This is a genomic window from Streptomyces thermocarboxydus (assembly GCF_024760485.1).
Lineage (GTDB): Bacteria > Actinomycetota > Actinomycetes > Streptomycetales > Streptomycetaceae > Streptomyces > Streptomyces cellulosae.
In genome coordinates this window covers 242,879-268,563 of record NZ_CP058273.1, presented here as the reverse complement: position 1 = coordinate 268,563, position 25,685 = coordinate 242,879, and the positions used below count along the sequence as shown (strand labels likewise).

At 72.9% G+C, this 25,685-nt stretch carries 18 protein-coding genes and 1 pseudogene; 14 read left to right on the top strand and 5 right to left on the bottom strand.

Annotated elements, in window-relative coordinates:
- The 5 genes from AY578_RS01230 to AY578_RS01205 all read left to right on the top strand — a co-directional run bounded on the left by AY578_RS01230 (position 1) and on the right by AY578_RS01205 (position 8,477).
- The gene (locus AY578_RS01230) at positions 1 to 2,529 is read left to right on the top strand and encodes an ABC transporter permease (RefSeq protein WP_136237884.1); all 2,529 of its coding nucleotides are present in this window, start codon (positions 1 to 3) and stop codon (positions 2,527 to 2,529) included.
- 667 nt (positions 2,530 to 3,196) lie between these two features.
- Positions 3,197 to 4,468, top strand: a complete 1,272-nt coding sequence (locus AY578_RS01220; protein ID WP_136237885.1) for a sensor histidine kinase — start codon at positions 3,197 to 3,199, stop codon at positions 4,466 to 4,468.
- On the top strand, positions 4,456 to 5,109 hold the full coding sequence (locus tag AY578_RS01215) for a response regulator (protein ID WP_019525712.1): 654 nt from the start codon (positions 4,456 to 4,458) through the stop codon (positions 5,107 to 5,109). Before AY578_RS01220 ends, AY578_RS01215 begins: the two co-directional genes overlap by 13 nt.
- 468 nt (positions 5,110 to 5,577) lie before the next feature.
- Positions 5,578 to 8,061: an ATP-dependent Clp protease ATP-binding subunit gene (locus AY578_RS01210; protein ID WP_258901701.1), complete on the top strand. Its 2,484-nt coding sequence runs from the start codon at positions 5,578 to 5,580 to the stop codon at positions 8,059 to 8,061.
- 23 nt (positions 8,062 to 8,084) lie between these two features.
- Positions 8,085 to 8,477: a DUF2267 domain-containing protein gene (locus AY578_RS01205; RefSeq protein ID WP_019525714.1), complete on the top strand. Its 393-nt coding sequence runs from the start codon at positions 8,085 to 8,087 to the stop codon at positions 8,475 to 8,477.
- Positions 8,478 to 8,607: 130 nt separating this feature from the next.
- On the opposite strand, the gene AY578_RS01200 is transcribed toward AY578_RS01205, so the two are convergent.
- The gene (locus tag AY578_RS01200) at positions 8,608 to 9,150 is read right to left on the bottom strand and encodes a DoxX family protein (protein WP_028958837.1); all 543 of its coding nucleotides are present in this window, start codon (positions 9,148 to 9,150) and stop codon (positions 8,608 to 8,610) included.
- A gap of 128 nt (positions 9,151 to 9,278) precedes the next feature.
- Here AY578_RS01200 and AY578_RS01195 point away from each other — a divergent pair, with 128 nt between their 5' ends.
- A complete protein-coding gene (locus AY578_RS01195) occupies positions 9,279 to 9,605 on the top strand; it encodes a nuclear transport factor 2-like protein (RefSeq protein WP_028958838.1) in 327 nt (108 codons plus the stop codon).
- Between the two features lie 37 nt (positions 9,606 to 9,642).
- Here the strand turns inward: AY578_RS01195 and AY578_RS01190 are convergent, their stop codons facing one another.
- Positions 9,643 to 10,041: a winged helix-turn-helix transcriptional regulator gene (locus tag AY578_RS01190; protein ID WP_019525717.1), complete on the bottom strand. Its 399-nt coding sequence runs from the start codon at positions 10,039 to 10,041 to the stop codon at positions 9,643 to 9,645.
- Between the two features lie 94 nt (positions 10,042 to 10,135).
- Here AY578_RS01190 and AY578_RS01185 point away from each other — a divergent pair, with 94 nt between their 5' ends.
- The 5 genes from AY578_RS01185 (at position 10,136) to AY578_RS01165 (ending at position 20,309) form a co-directional block, all read left to right on the top strand.
- Positions 10,136 to 10,981, top strand: a complete 846-nt coding sequence (locus AY578_RS01185) for an SDR family oxidoreductase (RefSeq protein WP_028958839.1) — start codon at positions 10,136 to 10,138, stop codon at positions 10,979 to 10,981.
- 315 nt (positions 10,982 to 11,296) lie between these two features.
- Positions 11,297 to 12,505, top strand: coding sequence for a S8 family peptidase (locus AY578_RS01180; RefSeq protein ID WP_019525719.1), 1,209 nt, complete (start codon positions 11,297 to 11,299; stop codon positions 12,503 to 12,505).
- Between the two features lie 192 nt (positions 12,506 to 12,697).
- Positions 12,698 to 16,072 carry a pyruvate carboxylase gene (locus AY578_RS01175; protein ID WP_026243958.1) on the top strand — a complete coding sequence of 1,125 codons (3,375 nt, stop codon included), beginning with the start codon at positions 12,698 to 12,700 and terminating at the stop codon, positions 16,070 to 16,072.
- Positions 16,073 to 16,253: 181 nt separating this feature from the next.
- The gene (locus AY578_RS01170) at positions 16,254 to 17,066 is read left to right on the top strand and encodes an SAM-dependent methyltransferase (protein ID WP_019525721.1); all 813 of its coding nucleotides are present in this window, start codon (positions 16,254 to 16,256) and stop codon (positions 17,064 to 17,066) included.
- Positions 17,067 to 17,300: 234 nt separating this feature from the next.
- Entirely contained in the window at positions 17,301 to 20,309 is a 3,009-nt protein-coding gene (locus tag AY578_RS01165; RefSeq protein WP_028958840.1) for a 3-keto-alpha-glucoside-1,2-lyase-like domain-containing protein, read from the top strand.
- Between the two features lie 166 nt (positions 20,310 to 20,475).
- On the opposite strand, the gene AY578_RS01160 is transcribed toward AY578_RS01165, so the two are convergent.
- Entirely contained in the window at positions 20,476 to 20,739 is a 264-nt protein-coding gene (locus tag AY578_RS01160; RefSeq protein ID WP_136237888.1) for a hypothetical protein, read from the bottom strand.
- Between the two features lie 176 nt (positions 20,740 to 20,915).
- On the opposite strand from AY578_RS01160, the gene AY578_RS01155 reads away from it, so the two are divergent.
- Positions 20,916 to 21,707, top strand: a complete 792-nt coding sequence (locus AY578_RS01155; RefSeq protein ID WP_019525725.1) for a VOC family protein — start codon at positions 20,916 to 20,918, stop codon at positions 21,705 to 21,707.
- Between the two features lie 15 nt (positions 21,708 to 21,722).
- On the opposite strand, the gene AY578_RS01150 is transcribed toward AY578_RS01155, so the two are convergent.
- Positions 21,723 to 22,148 (bottom strand): RidA family protein, encoded by a 426-nt coding sequence (locus AY578_RS01150; protein ID WP_136237889.1) that lies wholly within the window; start codon positions 22,146 to 22,148, stop codon positions 21,723 to 21,725.
- Between the two features lie 197 nt (positions 22,149 to 22,345).
- On the opposite strand from AY578_RS01150, the gene AY578_RS01145 reads away from it, so the two are divergent.
- Both AY578_RS01145 and AY578_RS01140 read left to right on the top strand, forming a co-directional pair.
- The gene (locus tag AY578_RS01145; RefSeq protein WP_019525727.1) at positions 22,346 to 22,684 is read left to right on the top strand and encodes an STAS domain-containing protein; all 339 of its coding nucleotides are present in this window, start codon (positions 22,346 to 22,348) and stop codon (positions 22,682 to 22,684) included.
- A 27-nt stretch (positions 22,685 to 22,711) separates the two neighbouring features.
- Entirely contained in the window at positions 22,712 to 23,524 is an 813-nt protein-coding gene (locus AY578_RS01140) for a formate/nitrite transporter family protein (RefSeq protein WP_028958841.1), read from the top strand.
- Positions 23,525 to 23,541: 17 nt separating this feature from the next.
- On the opposite strand, the pseudogene AY578_RS01135 reads toward AY578_RS01140, so the two are convergent.
- Positions 23,542 to 25,417 (bottom strand): annotated as a pseudogene (locus AY578_RS01135) (ABC transporter ATP-binding protein).
- Positions 25,418 to 25,685 lie beyond the last annotated feature (268 nt).

Below are 25,685 nucleotides of genomic sequence, written 5' to 3'. Positions count from 1 at the left end.
GTGCTCCGGCTGGCGGCGCGGACGCTGCGCCACCGCAAGGGCGGCTTCCTCGCCACGTTCCTCGCGCTCGCTGCGGGCGTCGCCGTCCTCATGACCTGCGCGCTCCTCGTCGAGTCCGGGTGGCGGCACCAGGGCGACCCGCAGCGGTACGGCGCGGCCGTCGCCGTGGTCGCCGACCGCGACCTCACCGTCGACGGGCCGACGGTGCTCGGCGAGACCGAGCGCACCACCGTCCTCCTGCCGGAGCGGGGCAGCGTCCCCGAGAAGGTGGCCGGTGAACTGGCCGACGTGCCCGGCGTGGACCGCGCGGTGGGCGACCGGCGTCTCGTCGTCACCACGACGGCGGCTTCCGAGCTGCCCACCACCGGCCACGGCTGGTCGAGCACCGCCCTCGCCCCGTACCGGCTGCTGTCCGGACGGCCGCCGCGAACGGACGGGGAGATCGCCGTCGACGCCCGGCTGGCCGGCTCCTCGGGCCTCACACCCGGCGCCACCACCGAGGTGGTCACCGGCGGGGTGAGCCGTACGTACGAGGTGAGCGGTGTGGTGGACGCGGACGGCACGGCGAGCGGGCGGGCGGCGCTGTTCTTCACCGACGCGCACGCCGCCGCCCTCGACCCGCGCCCCGGCCGCTACGACGCCGTCGGCGTGCTCACCGCGCCGGACGCCGACCGGGACGCCGTGCTCGCCTCGGTGCGGCGCATCGCGGACGCCGCCGGCGTCACCGCGTACACCGGCGACGACCGCGGACTCGCCGCCGAGCCCGAGAGCGCCGCCGCCCGCTCCCTCGCCCTCGGCGCCGGGGCCGCCTTCGCCGGGTACGCGGCGGCCATCGCCGGCTTCGTCGTCGCCGGAACCACCGGACTGTCCGTACGGCACCGGCGCCGCGACCTCGCCCTGCTGCGGGCCGTCGCCGCCACCCCCGGTGAGGTGCGGTCGATGCTTCTCGCCGAGGCCGGGCTGCTCGCCGCGCTCGCCGGCGCCGTCGGTGTCCCCGCAGGACTGCTCGCCACCCACCAGGTCCGCGACGCGCTCGTCTCCCGCGGCTTCCTTCCGGACGACTTCGCCGTCCGGGGCGGCGCCCTGTCCGCCGCGGCCGCCGTCGTGACCGTCGCCGTCGTCGCCCTGCTGTCCACCTGGATCGCCGCGCTGCGCGTCACCCGTATCCGGCCCACCGAGGCTCTCGGCGAGGCGGCGGTGGAACCCGTCACGGGGGGCCGGGTCCGCCTGATCTGTGGCGCGTCCTGCGTGGCCGGAGCACTGTCCCTGACGGTGCTGACCGGCGCCACCGACGGACAGACGGCGCTGGGCGCCGCCATGGGGATGCTCTACCTGTTCGTCCTGGGCGTCGCCCTGCTGGCCCCCTGGATCAACCAGGCGGCGGCCCGGCTGCTCGGTCCCGTGCTGCGCACTGTGTGGGGCAACAGCGGCTACCTCGCCGCCGCCAATCTGCGCGCCAACGCCCGCGGCATGGTCGCTGTGCTCACGGCGCTCGTGCTGTCCGTGGGGCTGGGCGGCACCGTGTGGTTCCTCCAGGACAACCTGGAGCGGCAGACGGTCGTGCAGAGCCGCGAGGGCGTCCTGGCCCAGTACGCGCTGACCTCCGGCGCCGGACTGCCCGCCTCCGCCGCGGCCGAGGCGCGTCGCGTCCCCGGCGTGGTCGCGGCGACCGGCGTGCGCCGCACCTCCGTCGTCGTGTTCGACCGGCTCGAACCGCAGACCGTCCCCGCCCAGGGCATCGACCCCCTGGGCGCGGATCGCACCCTGGACCTGCGGATCCGCTCGGGCAGTCTCGACGCCCTCCGCGAAGGCACCGTCGCCGTCTCCACGGCCCGCGCGGACGCGGCCGGCTGGCGGCTGGGGGACAAGGCCCGGCTGTGGCTCGGCGACGGCACACCCGTCACCCTGCGCGTCGTCGCCCTGTACGAGCGCGGCTGGGGCTTCGGCGACATCACCCTGCACCGGCGCACGCTCGACGGCCACACCGTCACGGGTCTGGACGACCGGGTACTGATCCGAACTGCTCCGCACGCCGGTGCGGAGGGCGCCCTCGCCGAGTTGGCCCGCCGGTATCCCGGCGGCCAGGTGGTGGACACGGCCCGCCTGACCGGCGAACTCGCCGAGGACGTGGCGGTGAGCGGCTGGCTCAACAAGATGCTGGTCACCGTCCTGGTCGGCTACGCGGTCCTGGCCGCCGCCAACACCCTGGTCATGGCCGCGCTGGCCCGCACCAGGGAACTGTCCCTGCTCCGCCTGGTCGGAGTGACCCGCGTCCAGGTGAAGCGGATGATCCACGCCGAACAGGCGGGTCTGCTGGGCGTGGCTCTGCTGATCGGCGCGGCGATCGCGGCGGTCACCCTCACGACGATCGTCCGAGCGGTGACCGGCGCGGCGGTGCCTCATGTTCCGGCCGTGGGCTGGGCGACCCTCCTGGGCGGAACGGCGGCGCTGGCCCTGCTGGCAACGGTGGTCCCGGTGAGCCGCGTCCTGCGGACGGCACCGGTCGAGGGGATGGGCGTGCGGGAGTGAGGGGGGCTGGTGGCGCCGATGCGGGTGGGAGTTCCGGCACGCGCGCCGGCTCGGCTGAGCTCGCCGCTTCGGTAACGCCGGCCGCCGACGCGCGCGTCGGCCCTCGCACGCCCGCCGCCGGCGCGCGTGGGGGTTCTGGCACGTGCCCCGGCTCGGCTGAGCTCGCCGCTTCGGGAACGCCGGCCGCCGACGCGCGCGTCGGCCTCGCACGCTCGCCGCCGGCGCGCGTGGGGTTCTGGCACGTGCCCCGGCTCGGCTGAGCTCGCCGCTTCGGGAACGCCGGCCGCCGACGCGCGCGTCGGCCCTCGCACGCTCGCCGCCGCGCGCGTGGGGGTTCTGGCAGTGCCCCGGCTCGGCTGAGCTCGCCGCTTCGGGAACACCGGCCGCCGACGCGCGTGTCGACCCTCTCACGCCCGCCGCCGGCGCGCCTCTCGCTCGTGAGCCGGGCAGCCCGGGCGCGCTGTCCGGGCCTCGCGCCTCCCCCGGCGCCGGTGTGCCGGGCGGATTCGGGACGCCCACCGCGCCGGGCACGCCCGCCCGCACCCGGTCACGCGCCCGGACCCGCCCTCTCGCTCCTGCCCCTACCCCCAACCCCGAACTCCCGTACAGCGGGCGGCCGAGCAGGGCGCCGGCCCCGCGTTCTATCCTCCGTGCCTGGGAGGTGCGGATGGTGGTGACGCACGACCGCCCGGCGGACGGACGGCCGGGTTGGCGGCGGGCGGTGGGCGTCCGCGCCCGGGCCGCGCTGGACGCGCTCGAGCACCTGGTCGGGGGACTGGGCACCGCCCTGCTCGCCCTCCTCGCCACGCTCTGGCTCGCCCTCACCGCGGCGGCCTGTCTCCTCGGCGTGGGCCTCTGGCTGCTGCCGTCCGCCCTGCACGCGGTGCGTGCGGTCGCCGACCGCGAGCGGGGCCGGCTCTCCCGGTGGGGGCCCGAGATCGTCGGCCCGTCCCCCGCGCCCCACGGGCCGAGGGCGATGCTCGGCGACCGGGCCGTCCGCCGTGAGGTCCGCTGGGTGGTCACCCACGCGCTCCTCGGCCTGTTCCTCGGGCTCGTCGGAGCGACCCTGCCGCTCAGCGCCGCGCACGACGTCACCTTCCCGCTGTACTGGACGTTCCTGCCGGAGAGCGAGGCCGCGTCCGCCGTGGGCTGGTGGACCGTCCACGACTGGCCCGGCGCCCTCGGCGTCAGCGCGGTCGGCGTGGCCCTGGCCGGCGTCATCGTGCTGTGCGCGCCCGCCCTCGCCCGGCTCCAGGCCTGGCCCGGACGCCGGCTGCTCAGCCCCGACCCGGGCACCGACCTCGTCCTGCGGGTCGCCGAGCTCACCGCCACCCGCGCCGCCGCCCTGGACGCCCATATCACCGAACTCCGCCGCGTGGAGCGGGCGTTGCACGACGGCACGCAGAACCGCATCGTCGCCGTCACCGTCCTGCTCGGCGCCGCACGGCGCGCCCTCGCCCGCGACCCGGAGGAGGCCGCGGCCGTCCTGGACCGCGCCCAGGACGCCGCCGAACAGGCGCTCACCGAGCTACGGGCGGTCGTCCGCAGTATCCTCCCGCCGGTCCTCGCCGACCGCAGCCTCCCCGACGCCCTCACGGCGCTCGCGGCCGGCTGCCCGGTGCCCTGCCGCGTCGACGCCGACATGCCCACGCGCTGCCCGGCGGCGGTCGAGGCGACGGCGTACTTCGCGGTCGCCGAGGCCCTCACCAACATCGCCAGGCACAGCGGCGCGGGCGAGGCGCGGGTCGCCGTCCGCGCGGCCGGCGGGCTGCTGCACGTGGAGGTCCGCGACGACGGCCACGGCGGCGCCGGTGAGCACGGCGGCACCGGGCTCACCGGCATCCGCCGCCGCGTCGAGGCCCACGACGGAACACTGGAACTGGCCAGCCCTCCCGGCGGCCCCACCACCCTGAAGGTGACCCTGCCATGCGGATCGTGATCGCCGAGGACGACGCCCTGCTGCGCGAGGGGCTGGCGCTGCTGCTGCGCGCCGAGTCCCTGGACGTGGTGGCGACGGCGGAGGGCCCCGCCGCGTTCCTCGACGCCGTCGACGCGGAACGCCCGGACGTCGCCATCGTCGACGTGCGGATGCCGCCCACGCACACCGACGAGGGCATCACCGCCGCCGTGGAGGCGCGGCGGCGCCTGCCGGGCCTCGCGGTGCTCGTGCTGTCCGCGTACGTCGAGCAGGCCTTCGCCACCGACCTGCTCGCGCAGGGCAGCGCGCGGCTCGGCTATCTGCTGAAGGAACGGGTGGGGCGGGTCGAGGAGTTCCTGGAGGCGCTGCACCGCGTGGCGGACGGCGGCACGGCCATCGACCCGGAGGTCGTCGCCCAGCTGCTGACCCGCTCCCGGCCCGACACCCGCCTGGAGCGGCTGAGCCCCCGCGAGCGGGACGTGCTCGCGCTGATGGCGGAGGGCCTCGGCAACGCGGCCATCGCGGAACGCCTCGTCGTCAGCGACGGAGCCGTGCACAAGCACATCCGCAACATCTTCGCCAAGCTCGACCTGCCGCCCACCGACCGCACGGACCGCCGCGTGGCAGCGGTCCTCCACTTCCTGGAGAACACCCGCACCTGACGCCCTCGCCGCCCAGGACCGGCGCCCGAAAGGGGCGCGGGGAACTGCGTGACCAGCCACGAACTGCCCGCTCTTGCCGGCGGACCCATGCCGCGGTTCCAGGGGGAACACCGGCCGCCCGACCCCCCGGGGGCGCGGGGAACTGCGTGACCAGCCACGAACTGCCCGCACCTGCCGGAGGTCCCATGCCGCGGTTCCAGGGGGAACACCGGCCGCCCGGCCCCCGGGGGCGCGGGGAACTGCGTGACCAGCCACGAACTGCCCGCACCTGCCGCCGGACCCATGCCGCGGCTTCAGGAGAGCACCGGCCGCCCGACCCCCCCAGGGGCGCGGGGAACTGCGCGAGCAGCCACACACCACCCGCACGCGGAATGTGATGCCGTAGCCCCGTGAGCCTCCCACCCACATGGGTACACGGGTGACCTGTGCCACAACACCGCAGCGTGAGCAGCGAAAGAGGTGGACCACATGACCTCCGGCTTCGGCTTCGGCCCTTCCCCCTTCGAGGGCTTCGACGACCTTTTCGCCCGTTTCTTCGGGCAGAGCCCGGTCTCCACCCGGCGGCCACGCCAGGTGGACGTCGGCAGCCTCCTTTCCGAACGGGCCCGTGAGCTCGTCATCAGGGCCCGCGGCATCGCCGCCGCGGAGAAGGCCGAGGAACTGGACTCACGGCACCTGCTGGCCGCCGCCCTCGACGTGGACACCACCCTCCGCATGCTCACCGAGGCCGGCGTCGACGTGGACCGGCTCCGTGAGCGCCTCGGCACCGGCCCCGCACTGGCCGCCGACTCGGCCCAGGCGGGTCCGGAGGAGCTGTCCCCGTCCGCGAAGCGGGCGCTGCTGGACGCCTACCAGCTCTCGCGGCGGCTGGGCACCTCCTACATCGGCCCCGAGCACATCGTGCAGGCCCTCGCCGACAACCCGGAGTCGTCGGCGGGACGCGCCCTGTACGAGGCGGCCGGCGGCCGGGCGGCGGACATCCACGCGCCGAACGCGTCGGGCGAGCAGCAGCGCAGGCCGAGCAGCACCCCGACGCTGGACGAGTTCGGCCGGGACCTGACCGAGCAGGCCCGGGCCGGCAAGCTCGACCCGGTGATCGGCCGGGACGAGGAGGTCGAGCAGACCATCGAGGTCCTCTCCCGGCGCAGCAAGAACAACCCCGTCCTCATCGGCGACCCCGGCGTCGGTAAGACCGCCATCGTCGAGGGCATCGCCCAGCGCATCACCGCCGGGGACGTGCCCGCCACGCTGGAGGGCAAGCGGCTGGTCTCGCTGGACCTGGCGGGCATGGTCGCGGGGACGAAGTACCGCGGCGAGTTCGAGGAACGGCTGAAGAAGCTGCTGGACGAGGTCGGCGAGCACGGCGACGAGCTCGTGCTGTTCCTGGACGAGCTGCACACCGTCGTGGGCGCCGGCGGGGGCGGCGAGGGCGCCATGGACGCCGGGAACATGCTCAAGCCCGCGCTCGCCCGCGGCGAACTGCACCTCATCGGCGCCACCACGGTCGACGAGTACCGCAAGCACATCGAGAAGGACGCCGCCCTCGAACGGCGCTTCGCCCCGATCCTGGTCGGCGAGCCGACCGTGGACGACACGGTGGAGATCCTGCGCGGTCTGCGCGACCGCTACGAGGCCCACCACCAGGTCCGCATCCTCGACGAGTCCCTCGTCGCCGCCGCCGAGCTGTCCGACCGCTACATCACCTCCCGGTTCCTCCCCGACAAGGCGATCGACCTGATCGACCAGGCCGCCGCGCGCGTCCGGCTGCGGGCGAAGAGCACCCCGGCCGACACCCAGGAAGTGGAGGACAAGCTCGCCGCGCTGCGACGGGAGAAGGACCAGGCGGTCGCCGAGGAGGACTACGACCGCGCCAAGAACCTCCGCGACACCATCATGGAGACCGAGCAGGAGCTGGCGAGCGCACGCGACCAGACCCGGGACAGCACCGAGCCCAAGGTCACCCCGCAGGACATCGCCGAGGTCGTCTCCCGCACCACCGGCATCCCGGTCGCCCAGCTCACGCAGGAGGAACGCGAGCGGCTGATGCAGCTGGAGGAGCACCTCCACCAGCGGGTCGTCGGCCAGGACGAGGCCGTCACCGCCGTCGCCCGCGCGGTGCGCCGGGCCCGGGCCGGCATGGGCGACCCCAACCGGCCGGTGGGCTCCTTCCTCTTCCTCGGCCCCACCGGCGTCGGCAAGACCGAACTCGCCCGCGCGCTCGCCGCCGCGCTCTTCGGCGACGAGGACCGCATGGTCCGCTTCGACATGAGCGAGTTCCAGGAGAAGCACACCGTCTCCCGCCTGGTCGGCGCCCCGCCCGGGTACGTCGGCTACGAGGAGGCCGGCCAGCTCACCGAGAAGGTGCGCCGCCAGCCGTACACGGTGCTGCTCTTCGACGAGATAGAGAAGGCGCACCCGGACGTCTTCAACGCGCTGCTGCAGATCCTGGACGACGGCCGGCTCACCGACGCGCAGGGCCGCACCGTCGACTTCAAGAACACCGTGGTCATCATGACGTCGAACATCGGCGCCGACCGCATCCTCGGCGCCGGGGTCGACGACTACGCGAAGGTGCGCGAGTCGGTCATGCCGGTGCTGCAGCAGCACTTCCGCCCGGAGTTCCTCAACCGCATCGACGAGATCATCGTCTTCCGCGGCCTGGAACGCGCCGAACTGCGGCAGATCGTCGACCTGCTGCTCGAACACACCCGCCGCCGGCTCCACGCCCAGGACATCACCCTGGACATCACCGACGCCGCGGCCGACCTGCTGGCGGACATCGGCCACCAGCCCGAGTACGGCGCCCGGCCGCTGCGCCGCACCATCCAGCGCGAACTCGACGACCGTCTGGCCGACCTCCTGCTCTCCGGCGCACTGAGCCCCGGCGACCGGGCCCGCGTCGACGCGGCCGACGGCAAGCTCACGATCAACGCCGTGAGCGACGAATCGTGACGTCCCCCCGGAGGTGACGAAGGATGCAGCAGCACGAATTCCTCGCCCGCGTACGTGAGCTGGGTGAGTACGACAGCCAGGACGAGGCCGAGAAGGTCACCGAGGCGGTCCTCCAGGTGCTGGCCCAGCGGATCAGCCCCGGCGAGGTCGACGACCTCGCGTCCCAGCTCCCCGGCTCCCTGGGGAAGACCCTGAGCGAGGCGAAGCCGCAGCAGGCCGAGAGCTTCGGCATCGAGGAGTTCTACCGCAGGGTCGCCGAACGCACCGGCGCCCGCCCCCGCACGGCCCAGTGGGACGCCAGCGCCGTCCTCACGACGGTGGCGATGGCGATCAGCGGCGGAGAACTCAACCAGATACTGAGCCAACTCCCGTCCAGCTACGCCACGTTGTTCGGCAAACCGGAACTCGCGGAGTAGAAACGCCCTTGAGGGGCAACACCCTCAGGGGCGAGGGGAACTGCGCGATCAATCCCGAACAGCCCGCACCCGCCCCCAAACCGTCACCCGCCCCCCAAACCGTCACCCGCCCCCCAAACCGTCACCCGCCCTACTCGAAAAGCGCCCCCTGCTCCCCCTCGCGCGCCTTCCGCAACCGCCGGCTCCGCACCCCCACCGCCATCGCGGTCACCGCCGCCGTCACGCCGAAGGCGGCCGGCACCATCCACCCCCGGTCGACGGCATGCCCGAGCAGATGGTCGAGGGAGAGCCGTCCGGGCCCGGCGACGGCAAGTCCCGCCGCCGTCAGCCCCAGCGACGCCGCGTACTCGAACCCGCCCTCCTGGTTGAAGAACCCGTTCGGCGCGTGCACCGCCGACGCGCCCGCCATCGCCCCGGCGGCGGCCGCACCCGCCGCCGGTGTGGCGAGGCCGAGCGCCAGCAGCAATCCGCCCCCGGTCTCCGCGACACCGGCCGCCGTGGCGCTGACCTTGCCGGGCGCGTACCCGATGGACTCCATGAACTGGCCGGTGCCCTCGATGCCGCCACCGCCGAACCAGCCGAACAGCTTCTGCGTGCCGTGCGCCGCGAGCACCCCGCCGGTCCCCAGCCGGAGCAGCAGCAGTCCCAGGTCACGCCGGTCGTAACAGGTCACGTCGTCTCCCCGTGCAGGGTGGTCTGGCCCGACCACCGTCGCACCGCACCCGCGCGCCCGGCCCGTCACCGGCGCCGAACGGGTGACGCGGGTGGCGGGGTCCCCGCACCGGTACGACCCTGGCAGGCATGACCATTCAGATCACCCGCCTCAGCGACCCCGCCGTACGCGCCTTCGTCGCGGCCGTCAACAACCACGACCACGAGGGCTTCATGGCCCTGCTGGCGCCCGGCGCGACCATGGCGGACGACGGCACCGAACGGGACCTCGCCGACTGGACCGACCGGGAGATCTTCTCCTCCCACGGCCACATGGAGGTGGAGAACGAGTCCGACGGCGGCCGCCGTCTCGTCGCCCGCTACAGCAACGACATGTACGGCGAGATGCGCACCACCTGGTCGTTCACCGTCGACGACGAGGGCCGCATCACCCGCTTCGAGACGGGCCAGGCCTGACGCCCCGCCAGGCGCATCCCCGGCGCCCGGCGGCACCTCACGGACGGGGACGGGCCGGGTCCGCGTCGTACGCCCGCCGTGCCTCCTCGACCCGGCCCAGGTTGGCCGTACCCCACTCGGTCAGGTGCGCGAAGAGCGGCGCCAGGCTGAGGCCCAGCTCGCTGATCTCGTACTCCACCCGGGGCGGCACCTCGGGGTGGTACGTGCGCACCACAAGACCGTCCCGCTCCAGCTGCCGCAGCCGCTGGGTCAGCACCTTCGGCGTGATGGTGCCGATGCGCCGCTCCAGCTCGACGAACCGCTGCCGCCCGTACGTGTGCAGCGCCCACAGCACCGGGGTCGTCCAGCGGCTGAACACGATGTCCACCACCGGGCTGACGGGGCAGGCGAATTCGGGTCCGCTCACCGTGGTCGTCGCCTGCTTCGTTCCGGCCATGCGCACCCCTTCGGGGAAGTCACTATCTCCTAGGTACCTACTATATTCAGGCTGTTAGCGTCCTCACCACACCGAGACAACAGGGGAGTTGTTCATGTTTGTGGTGACCGGGGCAACGGGGAACGTCGGCCGGGAACTGGTGCGTTCCCTCGCGGAGCGCGGCGCGTCCGTGACGGCGACGTCGAGGGGGATCACGGCGGACCATGTGCCGGACGGGGTACGGCCGGTGCGCGCCGACCTGACCGACGCCGGCAGTCTGCGCGAGGCGTTCGAGGGCGCGGACGCGCTGTTCCTGCAGAACGGGGGCGCCTCCGCGCATCGGATCGACCCGCAGGAGATCGTCGCCACGGCCAAGGCCGCCGGCGTCACCCGCATCGTGCTGCTGTCCTCGCAGGGCGTCGCCACCCGGCCGGGTTCGGCGTCGCACGGCGTGGTGGCGCGCGCCGTCGAGGACGCCGTACGGGAGTCGGACGCGCACTGGACGATTCTGCGCCCGGGAGGGTTCCAGTCCAACTCCCTGGCGTGGGCGGGGGCGGTGCGTTCCGCGCGGACGGTCGCCGCGCCGTTCGGCGACGTAGGGCTGCCGCTGATCGACCCGGCGGACATCGCCGAGGTCGCCGCCGCCGTCCTGCGCGACGGAGCGCCGGGCGGGCGGGTGATCGAGCTGACCGGCCCCGCCCTCGTCACCCCGCGCGAGCAGGCGGCGGCGATCGGGGAGGCGCTCGGCGAGCCGGTGCGCTTCGTCGACCTGCCGCGCGCCGAGGCCCGGGATCAGATGCTGCGGTTCATGCCCGAGGAGGTCGTCGACACGACGCTCGGCATCCTGGGCGAGCCCACCGAGGACGAACTGCGCACCGGCCTCGGCGTCGAGGACGTCCTCGGCCGTCCGCCGCGCGCCTTCGCCGACTGGGCCCGGCGGAACGCCGGCCTGTTCCGCTGACCGACGGACCCGAACGACCGTTCCGTTACTCGCGGGTACGAAACGCTCGCACCGTGAGGATCGGGTGACGCAATGGTCACGAATCTCGCGCACGCGCTGGTTGGTGTGTTCAAGTACCGCGCTCAGCTCGGGTTTCGCGGATCGGTTGGCTCGGACTTGGGCGGACGTTGTGGAGATCGGCCGCACCACGGCGTCCGCCGCCCCCCGGACACCATTGATCTGAACGCGACACGTCGTCAGTCTTCTCGTCAGCCTCCGCGTCTCGTCATGCCGGAGGTCAACCCCCCACACCACCTGACGAGGAGACCCCTCTTCATGACGCACCGGAAGCGCACCACCGCACTGAAAGTCACCGCCGCCGCCTGCGCGGTGACCGCCGCGAGCACGGCGGCCCTGCTCGGGGCCTCGTCCGCCCAGGCCCAGCAGCCCGCCGAGGGCACGGTCTACGGCCTCGGCGCCGCGAACGCGGTCAAGGGCAGCTACATCGTCCTCCTCGACGAGAAGACGACGGCCGCCGACCAGAAGGAACTGGCCCAGGAGTACGGCGGCGAACTCAGCCGGTCCTACGGCGCTGCCCTGGAGGGCTTCTCCGCCGACGGGCTCAGCGCGACCGAGGCGAAGCGCCTCGCCGCCGACCCGTCCGTCGGCGCCGTCGTCGCCAACCGCGTCTACCGCACCACCGCGACCCAGGACGACCCGCCGTCCTGGGGCCTGGACCGCATCGACCAGCAGGACACCGCGGGCGACAGCAAGTACACCTACCCCGACCAGGCGGGCGAGGGCGTCACCGCGTACGTCATCGACACCGGCGTGCGGATCACGCACGAGGACTTCGAAGGCCGCGCCAGCCACGGCTTCGACGCCGTCGACAACGACGACAGCGCCGACGACGGCAACGGCCACGGCACGCACGTCGCCGCCACCATCGCGGGCGCCGACCACGGCGTCGCCAAGAAGGCCAAGGTGGTCGCCGTGAGAGTCCTCGACGACAACGGCTCCGGCACCACCGAGCAGGTCGTCGCCGGCATCGACTGGGTCACCGAGCATCACGAGGGCCCGTCCGTCGCCAACATGAGCCTGGGCGGCGCCGCCGACCCGGCGCTCGACGCGGCCGTGCAGAAGGCCATAGCCTCCGGCGTCACCTTCGCCGTCGCCGCCGGCAACGAGTCCGCCGACGCCGGCCAGGGTTCGCCCGCCCGCGTACCCGAGGCGCTCACCGTCGCCTCCAGCACCGAGGACGACGCCCAGTCGGACTTCTCCAACTTCGGCGAGTCCGTCGACCTGTACGCGCCCGGCTCCGACATCACCTCGGCCTGGAACGACAGCGACACCGGCACCAAGACCATCTCCGGCACCTCGATGGCCTCCCCGCACGTGGCCGGCGCCGCCGCCGTCTACCTGGCGGCCCATCCCGACGCCGACCCGGCCGCCGTCGCCAAGGCGCTGACCGACGGCGCCACCGCCGACGCGATCAGCAACCCGAGCACCGGCACGCCCAACAAGCTGCTGAAGGTCACCGAGTAGCACGGGGCACGCACGCGCGCGCCCGCCGGGCGCGGGGGCCGCAGGGGAAACGTTCCCCCTGCGGCCCCTGTACGTCCCGAAATGACAGCCCGTGTCCCCGGCCCGCCGGAACGAGTGGCCCGGCTCACATGGCGTACGGCCCGCGCCCCGGACACGATGGTGATCGTCACCGGCAGGCTGAAGGGATCGACCATGTTCCGCAAGGTGCTCGTCGCCAACCGCGGCGAGATCGCGATCCGGGCGTTCCGCGCGGGCTACGAACTCGGTGCGCGCACCGTTGCCGTCTTCCCCTACGAGGACCGCAACTCGCTGCACCGGCTGAAGGCCGACGAGGCCTACGAGATCGGCGAGCCGGGACACCCGGTCCGGGCGTATCTGTCCGTCGAGGAGATCGTGCGCGCCGCGCGCCGGGCCGGCGCCGACGCCGTCTACCCGGGCTACGGATTCCTGTCGGAGAATCCCGAGCTGGCCAAGGCCTGCGCCGACGCGGGCATCACCTTCGTCGGCCCCGACGCCCGCATCCTGGAGCTGACCGGCAACAAGGCGCGCGCGGTGGCCGCCGCCCGGGAGGCGGGAGTTCCCGTCCTCGGCTCCTCCGCGCCCTCCAACGACGTCGACGAACTCGTGCGCGCCGCCGATGAAATCGGCTTCCCCGTGTTCGTGAAGGCGGTCGCGGGCGGCGGCGGCCGGGGCATGCGCCGGGTGGAGGACCCCGCCCAGCTGCGGGAGGCCGTCGAGGCAGCGTCCCGCGAGGCCGCCTCCGCGTTCGGCGACCCCACGGTGTTCCTGGAGAAGGCCGTCGTCGAGCCCCGCCACATCGAGGTGCAGATCCTCGCCGACGGCGAGGGCAACGTCATCCATCTCTACGAGCGGGACTGCTCCGTGCAGCGCCGCCACCAGAAGGTGATCGAGCTCGCCCCCGCGCCCAACCTCGACCCGGAGCTGCGCGACCGGATCTGCGCCGACGCCGTGAAGTTCGCCCGGCACATCGGCTACCGCAACGCCGGCACCGTGGAATTCCTCCTCGACCGCGAAGGCCACCACGTCTTCATCGAGATGAACCCGCGCATCCAGGTCGAGCACACGGTCACCGAGGAGGTCACCGACGTCGACCTCGTCCAGTCGCAGCTGCGCATCGCCGCCGGCGAGACGCTCGCCGACCTCGGGCTGTCCCAGGAGTCGGTCACCCTGCGCGGCGCGGCCCTGCAGTGCCGCATCACCACCGAGGACCCGGCCAACGGCTTCCGCCCGGACACCGGCCGGATCAGCGCGTACCGTTCGCCCGGCGGCTCCGGCATCCGCCTCGACGGCGGAACCACCCACGCCGGCACGGAGATCAGCGCCCACTTCGACTCGATGCTGGTCAAACTGACCTGCCGGGGACGTGACTTCGCGACGGCGGTGGGCCGCGCCCGGCGCGCGGTCGCCGAGTTCCGCATCCGCGGAGTGGCCACCAACATCCCCTTCCTGCAGGCCGTGCTGGACGACCCCGACTTCCAGGCCGGGCGGGTCACCACCTCCTTCATCGAGCAGCGCCCGCAGCTGCTCACCGCCCGCCACTCCGCCGACCGCGGCACCAAGCTGCTCACCTACCTCGCCGACGTCACCGTCAACAAGCCGCACGGCGAGCGCCCCGATCTGATCGACCCGCTGACCAAGCTGCCCGAGGCGCCCGCGGCGGAGCCGCCGGCCGGGTCCCGGCAGCGCCTCGCCGAGCTCGGCCCCGAGGGCTTCGCCCGCTGGCTGCGCGAGTCGCCGACCGTCGGCGTCACCGACACCACCTTCCGCGACGCCCACCAGTCGCTGCTCGCCACCCGCGTCCGCACCAAGGACCTCCTCGCCGTCGCCCCGGTGGTCGCCCACACACTGCCCGAGCTGCTGTCCCTGGAGTGCTGGGGCGGCGCCACCTACGACGTCGCCCTGCGCTTCCTCGCCGAGGACCCCTGGGAGCGGCTCGCCGCGCTGCGCGAGGCCGTGCCGAACATCTGCCTCCAGATGCTGCTGCGCGGCCGCAACACCGTCGGCTACACGCCGTACCCGACGGAGGTGACCGACGCCTTCGTTCAGGAGGCCGCCGCCACCGGCGTCGACGTCTTCCGCATCTTCGACGCGCTCAACGACGTCTCCCAGATGCGGCCCGCCATCGACGCCGTCCGCGCGACCGGCACGTCCGTGGCGGAGGTCGCCCTCTGCTACACCTCCGACCTGTCCGACCCGTCCGAGCGGCTCTACACGCTGGACTACTACCTGCGGCTCGCCGAGCAGATCGTCGACGCCGGCGCGCACGTCCTGGCCGTGAAGGACATGGCGGGCCTGCTGCGGGCGCCCGCGGCGGCGAAGCTGGTGTCGGCGCTGCGCCGGGAGTTCGACCTGCCGGTGCACCTGCACACGCATGACACCGCGGGCGGTCAGCTCGCCACCTACCTCGCCGCGATCCAGGCGGGCGCGGACGCGGTGGACGGCGCGGTGGCCTCCATGGCGGGCACCACCTCGCAGCCCTCGCTGTCGGCGCTGGTCGCCGCCACCGACCACTCCGAGCGGCCCACGGGCCTCGACCTCCAGGCGGTCGGCGACCTGGAGCCGTACTGGGAGAGCGTCCGCAAGGTCTACGCCCCCTTCGAGGCGGGCCTCGCCTCCCCGACCGGGCGCGTCTACCACCACGAGATCCCCGGCGGCCAGCTCTCCAACCTGCGCACGCAGGCGATCGCGCTGGGCCTCGGCGACCGCTTCGAGGACATCGAGGCGATGTACGCGGCCGCCGACCGGATGCTGGGCCGGCTGGTCAAGGTCACCCCGTCGTCCAAGGTGGTCGGCGACCTCGCCCTGCACCTGGTCGGCGCGGGTGTGGACCCGCGCGAGTTCGAGGAGAACCCGGACCGCTTCGACATCCCCGACTCGGTCGTCGGCTTCCTCCGCGGCGAGCTCGGCACCCCGCCCGGCGGCTGGCCGGAGCCCTTCCGTACGAAGGCGCTGCGCGGCCGCACGGAGCCCAAGCCGGCGCCGGAGCTGTCCGACGAGGACCGGGAGGGCCTGGCCAAGGACCGGCGCCCGACCCTCAACCGGCTGCTGTTCCCCGCCCCGACCCGGGAGTTCGAGACGCACCGCCAGTCGTTCGGCGACACCAGCGTCCTGGACAGCAAGGACTTCTTCTACGGGCTGCGCCCGGGCAAGGAGTACGGCGTCGACCTCGAACCGGGCGTCCGGCTGCTGATCGAGCTCCAGGCGATCGGCGAGGCGGACGAGCGCGGCATGCGCACGGTGATGGCCACCCTGAACGGCCAGCTGCGGCCGATCCAGGTCCGCGACCGCGCCGCCGCCTCCGACGTGCCGGCCACCGAGAAGGCCGACCGCGCCAACCCGAACCATGTGGCCGCGCCCTTCGCCGGCGTGGTGACCCTCGCGGTCGCCGAGGGGGACCAGGTGGAGGCAGGCGCCACGGTGGCGACCATCGAGGCGATGAAGATGGAGGCGGCCATCACGGCCCCGAAGTCCGGCACGGTGGCCCGGCTGGCGATCAACCGCATCCAGCAGGTGGAGGGCGGCGACCTTCTGGTCGAACTCGCCTGACCGAGGCCGACGGGCTGGTCAAGCCCGATTGACATATGCCGCCCGTACGGGGTCGCCGTCCATCATCGACGGCGACCCCGTACGAACGCCCTGCGAGCTGTCGAACAAGCCTGCGCACAGGAGCTGTGCGACCGTAGATTGAGCGGCGACAACAGCTCTCGGAACACCACGGACGGCACTCATGACCGACCCTGCCACGGCGCCAGGATCCGCACAGCAGAAGATCGACACCTCGGTGCCGCACTCGGCCCGCATCTGGAACTACTGGCTGGGAGGGAAGGACAACTACCCCGTCGACGAGGAGGCCGGCGACGCCTACACCGCCGTCTTCCCCGGCATCGTCGCCATCGCCCGCAGCAGCCGCGCCTTCCTGCGCCGCAACATCACGTACCTGGCGGGCGAGCAGGGCATCCGCCAGTTCCTCGACATCGGCACCGGCCTCCCGACGGCCGACAACACCCACCAGGTCGCGCAGCGGATCGCCCCGGAGTCCCGGATCGTCTACGTCGACAACGACCCGATGGTCCTGGCCCACGCCCGCGCGCTGCTCTATTCCACGCCCGAGGGCGCGACGGCGTACGTCGACGCGAACGTCCGGGAGCCCGAGCGCATCCTGGAGGCCGCGAGCCGCACCCTGGACCTCTCGCGTCCCACCGCGCTGATCCTGAGCAACATCCTCGGCCACATCGCCGACCACGACGAGGCGCGCTCGGTGGTCGACCGGCTGATGGCGGCCCTGCCGTCCGGCAGTTTCCTGTCGGTCAACGACGGTTCGCGCGGCATCGACCCGGTCTTCGAGCGTGCGCAGGACGCGTACAACTCCAGCGGCGCGGTGCCGTACAACCTGCGGACGGTGGAGGAGATCACCTCCTTCTTCGACGGGCTCGAGCTGGTCGAGCCGGGTGTCGTGTCCGTGCAGCAGTGGCGTCCCGACGAGGACGCGCCGGAGCCGCAGGTCATCGCCGAGCACGGCGGGCTGGCCCGCAAGCCCTGACCTTCCGGCCTCCCGAGCACCGAGGCGGGTCCCGGCAACACCCGGGGCCCGCCTCCTCGTTGTCCGTGTCTTCGTTGTCCGTGCGACCAACTTTGAACTCGTCGAGTACAAAGTATGGACGAGTTGAGCGGAAGTCTCCTAGCGTGTCGGCGCAACCGTTGGCGTACTCGTGAACACACGTGATCCGCACCGGAGTTGTCCGGCCCTCCGGTCGACCCAGCAGGAGGCAGCAGCATGGACGCACGGCTGTACCGGCAAGTCCGAAGATCACTCACCGGCCTGCTCGTCGGCGCCTTCCTGGCCGGCGGCGTATGGGGGTCGCCCCTCGCCTCGGCCCGCCCGGGCGCGGCGGCTCAGGACGTACCGCCCCAGGAACCCGGCGTCACGCTCCGCGTGTTCGACGTGCAGGTCCCGCTCGAGACGATCTGCACCCTCAAGCCCGGACAGACCCCGAACGTCGACCGGCTCGCCCCCGTCGTCGACTTCAGCTCGGCCGACGACTTCGGCGGGTTCGCCGACAACTTCGTCAGCCAGGTCACCGGCAACGTCCACGTCGCGGCCGCCGGCGCCTACACCTTCCGGCTGACCAGCGACGACGGCTCACGGCTGCTGATCGACGACCAGGTGGTGATCGACCACGACGGGCTGCACGGCGCCGAACCCAAGGACGGCACCGTCGAACTCACCGAGGGCCCGCACGCGTTGCGCATCGACCACTTCGAGCGCGGCGGCGGACAGCAGCTCACCCTCGCCTGGCGGCCGCCCGGCGCCGACGCCTTCACGACCGTGCCGAACGAGGCGCTGAGCACCGACGCCGGCGTGGTGCGGGTGACCGCGCCGGGCCGCAAGGAGTGCGAGGGCATCACCGACTCGCCCGGCGACGGCCTGCCGCTGAACGCCGTACGCCCCGACCACACCCTCACCGACCTGCGCCCCGAGGGCTTCGAACCCCAGGTCACCGGCATGGACTGGCTGCCCGACGGCCGGCTGCTCGTGAGCACCTGGGGCGGCACCGACAACACGGCCGGCGAGATCTACGCCCTCGACCACGTCACCGGCGCCACCGGCCCCGACAAGGTCACCGCGACGAAGATCGCGGGCGGGCTGAAGGAGCCCATGGGCCTGAAGGTCGTCGACGGCGTCGTCTACGTCTCGCAGAAGCACGAGCTGACCGAGCTGCGCGACAGCGACGGCGACGGCTCCCTCGACCGGTCCCGCACCGTCGCCACCTGGCCGTACGGCGGGAACTTCCACGAGTTCGCCTTCGGACTCCTCTACGACAAGGGGTACTTCTACCTCAACCTGTCCGTCGCCATCGACTACGGCGGCGCCACCACCGACCCGCAGCCCGCACCCGGCCGCGGCGTCACCGTCAAGGTGAACAAGAAGACGGGGAAGGTCAGTTACCTGGCCGGCGGGCTGCGCACGCCCAACGGCATCGGCCGGGGACCCGGCGGCGGCATGTTCGTCACCGACAACCAGGGCGGCTGGCTGCCCGCGTCCAAGCTGGTGCAGATCAAGCAGGACCGCTTCTTCAACCACTACACCAACCCGGCAGGCCCCTTCGACAAGCAGCCGGTGACCCAGCCGGTGCTGTGGCTGCCGCAGAACGAGATCGCCAACTCGCCCAGCACACCCCTGTACCTGACCGAGGGACGCTTCAAGGGGCAGATGCTGTTCGGCGACGTCACCTACGGCGGGCTCCAGCGCGCCTACCTGGAGAAGGTCAAGGGCCAGTACCAGGGCGCGGTGTTCCGCTTCACCCAGGGTCTCGAAGCGGGCGTGAACCGCATCAGCGTGGGCCCCGACGGCGCGATCTACGTGGGTGGTCTGGGCGCCGACGGCAACTGGGGCCAGGAGGGCAAGCTCCGGTTCGGCCTGCAGAAGCTGACGCCGAACGGCGGCAACACCTTCGACATCCAGGCCATGCGGGTGCGCAAGGGCGGGTTCGAGCTGGAGTACACCCAGCCCCTGTCGCAGGAGACCGCCGAGGACCTGGTGAGCCACTACCAAGCCGAGCAGTGGCGCTACACCCCGACCCGCGACTACGGCGGCCCCAAGATCGCCGAGGAGACCCTCGAGGTGACCTCCGCGACCCTGTCCGCCGACCGCAGGAAGGTCACCCTGACGATCGACGGCCTCAAACCCGGCCGCGTGGTGCACCTGCGCTCCCCGCGCCCGTTCAGCTCCGGCTCGGGCGAGACCCTGTGGAGCACCGAGGCCTGGTACACCCTCAACGCGCTCCCGGGCGCCGAGCCCGCACCCGGCCCGGTGTACGAGGCGGAGGAGGCCACCCTCACCGGGGCGGCCGGCATCAACACCGACCACCGCGGCTACTCCGGGAGCGGCTTCGTCGACCGGTACGGCACCCCGGGCGCCACCACCACCTTCGACGTCACCGTGGACCGGGCCGGCTCCTACGACCTGGGCCTGCGCTACTCCAACGGCCCGAACCCCTTCCAGGGCGCCAAGTCCGTCTCCCTGTACGTCAACGGACGCAAGGTCGAGCAGACCGAGCTGCGCAGCACCGGCGACTGGGACACCTGGTCCACGCAGCGGGAGACGGTACGGCTGCGCGCCGGGCACAACACCGTCGCCTACCGGGTCGACGAGGGCGACACCGGGCACGTCAACCTGGACCTCCTCACCGTCGACCGGCACGGCGCCCCGGTCACCCTGTTCGACGGCCGGAACCTCGGCCGCTGGCAGCACACCGACGGACGCCCCGTGCAGTGGCCCGTGGACGGCGGGGCCGCGGAGGTCTGCTGCGGTGACATCCGCACCAAGGACAGCTACGACGACTTCCGGCTGCACGTCGAGTACTGGCTGCCGAAGCTGCCCCCGGACGTCACCGGCCAGGACCGCGCCAACAGCGGCGTCTACCTCCAGGACCGTTACGAGGTGCAGATCCTGGACTCGTACGGCGACACCACCCTCGCCACCGACGAGGCGGGCGCGATCTACCAGAAGAAGGCGCCCGACGTGAACGCCGCCCGTCCGCCGGAGACGTGGCAGTCGTACGACATCGTCTTCCGCGCCGCCCGCTACGACGCCGAGGGCGACAAGACGTCCGACGCGCGGATCACGGTGGTGTGGAACGGCAAGAAGGTCCACGACGACGTGGCGGTGGACGGCCCCACGGGCGGCGGCGCGCCCGAGGGACCCGCGGCAGCGGCGATCCGGCTCCAGGACCATGGCAACGCGGTGCGGTACCGCAACATCCGTGTCGAACCGCTGAGTTGACGCCGCCGCGGTGAGACACGCGGGTGTGGCCGGGGGCGCGGGCCCCGGCCACACCTCTGTGCCCGGGACCGTCCGGGCGCCGACCTGCGACGACGGCGTCGTACGGCCACGCTTTACGCCCCGGCCGGACCTTGTGCGGCGCATGCGTCCGCCGTGCCTGACCGCGTCAGCATCCGCGTATGGCGAACCTTCGCGGGGCGCGGAAGCAGATGACCCGTCGTACGCTGCTCGAGTTCGGACTCGAGCTGTTCTCGACGCCCTGCTCCACGAAGGTCGCCTCGCTCGGCACGGTGGAGGTCCGCACCCGCAGGGTGGTGTGCGGGGCGCGCTCGGCCGGCAGCCGGTAGGCGGAGCTGACGGCGAACGCCGTGCTGGTGGCCGTCGCGACGGTGATCACCCGGCGGTCGGTGGCCGGATCGGGCCCCGTCACCCACACGATCTACCGCGACGCCGCCCGCCCCTCCCCACCGGCCCTGCCGTTCACCACGCAAGGCCCACGTCCGAGGCGCTTCGCCGTCCGGGACGCCCGGACGGCGAAGCCGGAGGGCGGGCCGGGCCGCCCGGTGGCACGCTGAGTCCGAACGGAGTCTCCGAAAGGACCTCGCGGTGATCACCACTGATTTCGTCCCCGGTTCGCCCTGCATGCTCGACGTCGGCGTCCCCGACGTCCCGGCCGCCGCGTCCTTCTACGGCGCGGTCCTCGGCTGGGACTACGAGCCGATGGGCGAGGAGATCGAGGGCGGCATGTTCCGCAAGGACGGCAAGATGGTCGCCGGCCTCGGCAGGCTCACCGAGGAGGGCGCCCGCCCGGCCTGGATGATCTACTACACGGTCGCCGACGCGGACGCCACCACCCGGGCCGTCGAGGCGGGCGGCGGCACCGTCCGCGTGGCGCCGACGGACATCGAGCAGTGGGGCAGGATGGCCCAGTACAGCGACCCGCTGGGCGGCCAGTTCGCCGTGTGGCAGCCCGGCGAGAGCAAGGGCGTCGACCTGGTCGACGCGCCCGGCTCCCTGTGCTGGACCGAGCTCTACACGAGCGACGCGGGCGGGGCGAGGCGGTTCTACGGCGACGTCTTCGGCTGGCGGTTCACCGACATGCCGATGCCGGGCGGCGAGGGCACGTACACCCTGATCACCCCGGCCGGCCAGCCCGAGGACCGGATGCACGGCGGTCTGCTGGAGGTCGGCGAGGACGCCCTGTCCCTGGCCGGCGGGCGGCCCTACTGGCACCCCGTCTTCGCGGTCGCCGACTGCGACGCGGCCGTCGCCCAGGTGAACGAGAACGGCGGCACCGTGCAGATGGGCCCCGTGGACGCCGAGGGCGTCGGCCGGATGGCCCTGTGTCTCGACCCGTTCAAGGCCGACTTCGTGCTGCTCACCCCGACGCAGGGCTGACAGGGCGCGGACGCGTCAGCCGGCGCCGGACAGACGGCGGGCGTCCACCTCGATCTCGATCCTCATCCGGGGATCGGCGAGACCGCAGACCATCATCGTCGCGGCCGGCCGCACCTCCTCGAAACACCGGCGCAGCACCGGCCAGCACGGCTCGAAGTCCGCCCGGTCCGGCAGCAGATAGCGCACCCGGACCACGTCGGCGAACGTGCAGCCGGCCTCCGCCAGCGCGGCGCCGATGTTACGCAGACACTGCTCCGCCTGCTCCACGACGTCGTCGGAGATCGTCATCGTGGAGTAGTCGAAGCCGGTGGTCCCGGACACGTGCACCCGGTCGCCGTCGACCACGGCACGGGCGTACCCGATGCGCTCCTCGAACTCGGAACCGCTGAGAATCGCGCGTCGAAACGCCCGCGGCGGAAGATCATCCGAAGGGTGGATCATGATGGCATCGTATGGCCTTGTCAACTCCCCGTGCCATGATGGGGGAACACGAGACTGGTCGGCGTCATGGTGCCGACTCGTGGGTTCTGGGCGTCGCCCCCTTTCCGGGCAGCCAGCCCCCGCCATCGTCGGCTGCCGCACCCCGGGGTGCGCATCGCCTTTGGGCTCACCACCCCCTCGAAGGGGGAAAGCCCGCCATGCACTTCACCACACGGATCGACGGCTCCACGGCATGCATCGCCGTGCACGGAGAGATCGACTACGACACCCTTCCGCTGCTCCGGGCCGCAGCCGCCGCGCTGGCGCCCGGCGTGACCGAACTGGTCTGGGACCTGGAGCACGCCCGCTTCATGGACGTCGCCGGACTGCACCTGCTGTTCGAGGAGCGGTCGCCGGAGGGTCCGGTGCGCAGGATCACGGTCACCAACCTGGCACCTCAGCCGCTACGCCTGCTCATGCTCGCCACCGAGGTCAGACCCGACCTGGAACTCACCCGGCTGTTCCCCGACACCCCGACCGCCCTGCTCGACGACTGACCCCGGGCCCGGCCGCGGAGCGCCGCCATGGAGCCTGACGACCAGATCATGGAAGGCCCGGGCGAGCACCGCGTCGCCGAGGCCGCCGAACGGATCGTCGCCGAGGGCCGGCCGCGTCTGCACCGCACCTGGGCGACGCTGGTGGCCACCGCGCTGCTGGGCGGCATCGACGTGAGCGTCGGCGTCATGACGCTGCTGTTCGTCAAGCACGAGACGGGCAGCGACCTCCTGGCCGGGCTGGCCTTCTCCGTGGGGCTGATCGCCCTGCTGCTCGGTCACAGCGAACTGTTCACCGAGGGCTTCCTCGTCCCCGTCAGCACCGTGATCGCAGGCGCGGCCACCTGGCTGGACCTGCTGCGCCTGTGGCTGACGGTCCTGGTGATGAACCTCGTCGGCGGATGGGCGTTCATGTGGATCGTGACGGAAGCCTTCCCCGACCTGCACTCCACGGCCGCCGAGGCGGGCACGCGGTTCGTCGACGGCGGCTACACCCTGGGCACCTTCTGCCTCAGCGTGCTGGGCGGGGGAGTCATCACCCTCATGACCCGGATGCACCACGGCACCGAGTCCATGACCGGGAAGATCACCGCGTCGGTGTCCGCCGCGTTCATCCTGGCCGGACTCGGGCTGTGGCACTCGGTCCTCGACTCCCTCATCGCGTTCGCGGGCCTGCACGCCGGCGGCACGCCCTACGGGTACGCCGACTGGCTGGCCTGGCTGGGCTGGGCCGTCCTCGGCAACGTCGTCGGGGGCCTCCTGCTGACCACGTCCCTGCGCCTCGTCCGCAGCGCACCGGTCCTGCGCGAGGAGGCACCCGCGACGGACGCCGGCGACGCCTGACGGCGGAGGGGCCGGGCTCAGCGGTCCTGCGACAGCCGCAGCAGATCGGCGAAGGTGCCTCCCGCGTGCACCAGGTCGTCGTACGTGCCGTGCTCGGTGATGCGGCCCTGCTCCAGGACGACGATGTGGTCGGCGATCTTCGTGTTCTCCAGCCGGTGGGTGACCACGATGGTGATGCGGTCGCCCGCGATCGCCTTGATCCGCTCGAAGATGCCGTGCTCCCCGCGCGGGTCCATCTGGGACGTCGGCTCGTCGAGGATCAGCAGCGGCGGCCGCCGGTACAGCGCCCGCGAGCAGGCGAGGCGCTGCCACTGGCCGCCGGACAGCTCGGCGCCGCCGAAGATCTCCCGCGCGAGCAGCGTGTCGAGCCCCGCGGACAGTCCGTCCACGGCGTCCCGCATCCCGACCGCGTCGACCGCCTCCCACACCTCGTCGTCGTCCGCGCCCCGCGGCTGCCCGAGCGTCACGTTCTCCCGCACCCGCAGCGGCCACTGGGCGAAGATCTGCGGCACCAGGCCCGTACTCCGCCACACCGACGCCGGGTCGGCGCCTGCGAGGTCGACGCCGTCCCAGGTGACCCGGCCCTTGTCCGCCGGATAGATGCCGGTGACCAGGCGGGTCAGGGTGCTCTTCCCCGACCCGTTCACCCCCACCACGGCGAGGATCTCGCCGCGCCGCAACGTCAGCGACACACCGTCCACCGCCGGCGTCTCTTTGCCGGGGTAGCGGTAGGTGACCTCCTCCAGGCGGATCTCCTCCACCGGCGACGCGACCTCGGCCGGCCCCCGCCGGGGAGCGCGGGCGGCGGCGTCGTCGAGGAAGGCCTGCATGTCGCTGAGGTAGAGGCTGGTGTGGAACACCGCCGCGCCGTTCATCACGACCTGGGACAGCGCGGCCAGGGTGGTCTGCACGGCGATCACGGCCGTGGCGGCGACGCTTGGGGCGATGCGCCCGGAGGCCGTGAGCCAGGCGAGCGCGGCCCAGGTCAGCACCAGGAACGCGCCGCCGGCGAGGGACGACAGCAGGGCGATCCGCAGGGTCCGCGGGGCCGCCGTCAGCGACCTCTTGTCCACCCGCTCGGACAGGGCGCGGTACCAGTACAGGAGGTAGTCCGTCATGCCGTTGGCACGGACCTCGTCGGCGTACTTCGGCGTGGTCGCCCACCAGCGGGTCATGCCGCGGACGGTGCGGTCGGCGATGTTCGCGTAGTGGATCTCGTAGTCGACGCGCGCGGTGAGGACGGCGCCCGCGCCCGCCGGGGCGACGGCCAGCAGGAGCAGCGGCAGCATCAGCGGGTTGAGGACGGACAGGACGCCGCAGGCGGTGACCATCCTGATGAGCGCCGCCATGAACCGCTGGGCGTCCATCACCATCACGTGCGTGCGCATCACGCCCATCTCCGCGGCCTCCTGACGGTCGGCGAAACCGTCCACGGCGTACGCCTCGGCCTCCACCCGGCACACGGCCTCGACCAGCGCGCAGTCGGTCTCCGTGGTCAGCCGCGGGGTGATGCGCCGCTCGGCGTAGGAGGCCAGCGCGACCGACGCGCGGGCGACGGCGCTCGCCGCCGCGACGACGACCAGCGCGGGCAGCGCGTCCCGCAGCCGGTCGCCGACCTCGCCGGCGTCCAGCAGCGGGCCCATGGCCCGGGCCGTCGCGGTGAGCAGGGCGGCCGCCGACACGCCGGTCACCAGCTGGCAGACGAGGAGCAGCACCACGGCCCGGCGGTCGATGCGCCACGCCATCACGCAGATCCGCCGCAGCACCTTGGGCAGCTGCGAGCACAGGGCGCGGAAGCCGATCTGGCCGAGCGGGTTCACGGACTGGTGTCCGGAAAAAGGTGATCTCGGCGGGAGGCGGGGGCGGGACGGCACGGGTGGTCGGTCGGGTCACGGCACTTCTCCCTGCTGGTCAGAGGGGTGAGGGCGACGGCACGACACTCAACGAGAGGCGCGCCGCGATCGAACACACGTATTTCGGCCGACGTCCTGCCCGTGCGGCACACGCCGACCGGGGTACGCGCCTTGGGAAACCGGGCCCGCCGAGCAGCACCGGTTGTCCGAAACGCCCCACAGGGGCGCGGGGAACTGCGCGCCCAGCCCCCGCCGGCCCGCAGCCGGCATGTGACCAGCTTCATCCCTAAGTGTTTTGCCTAAAAGCT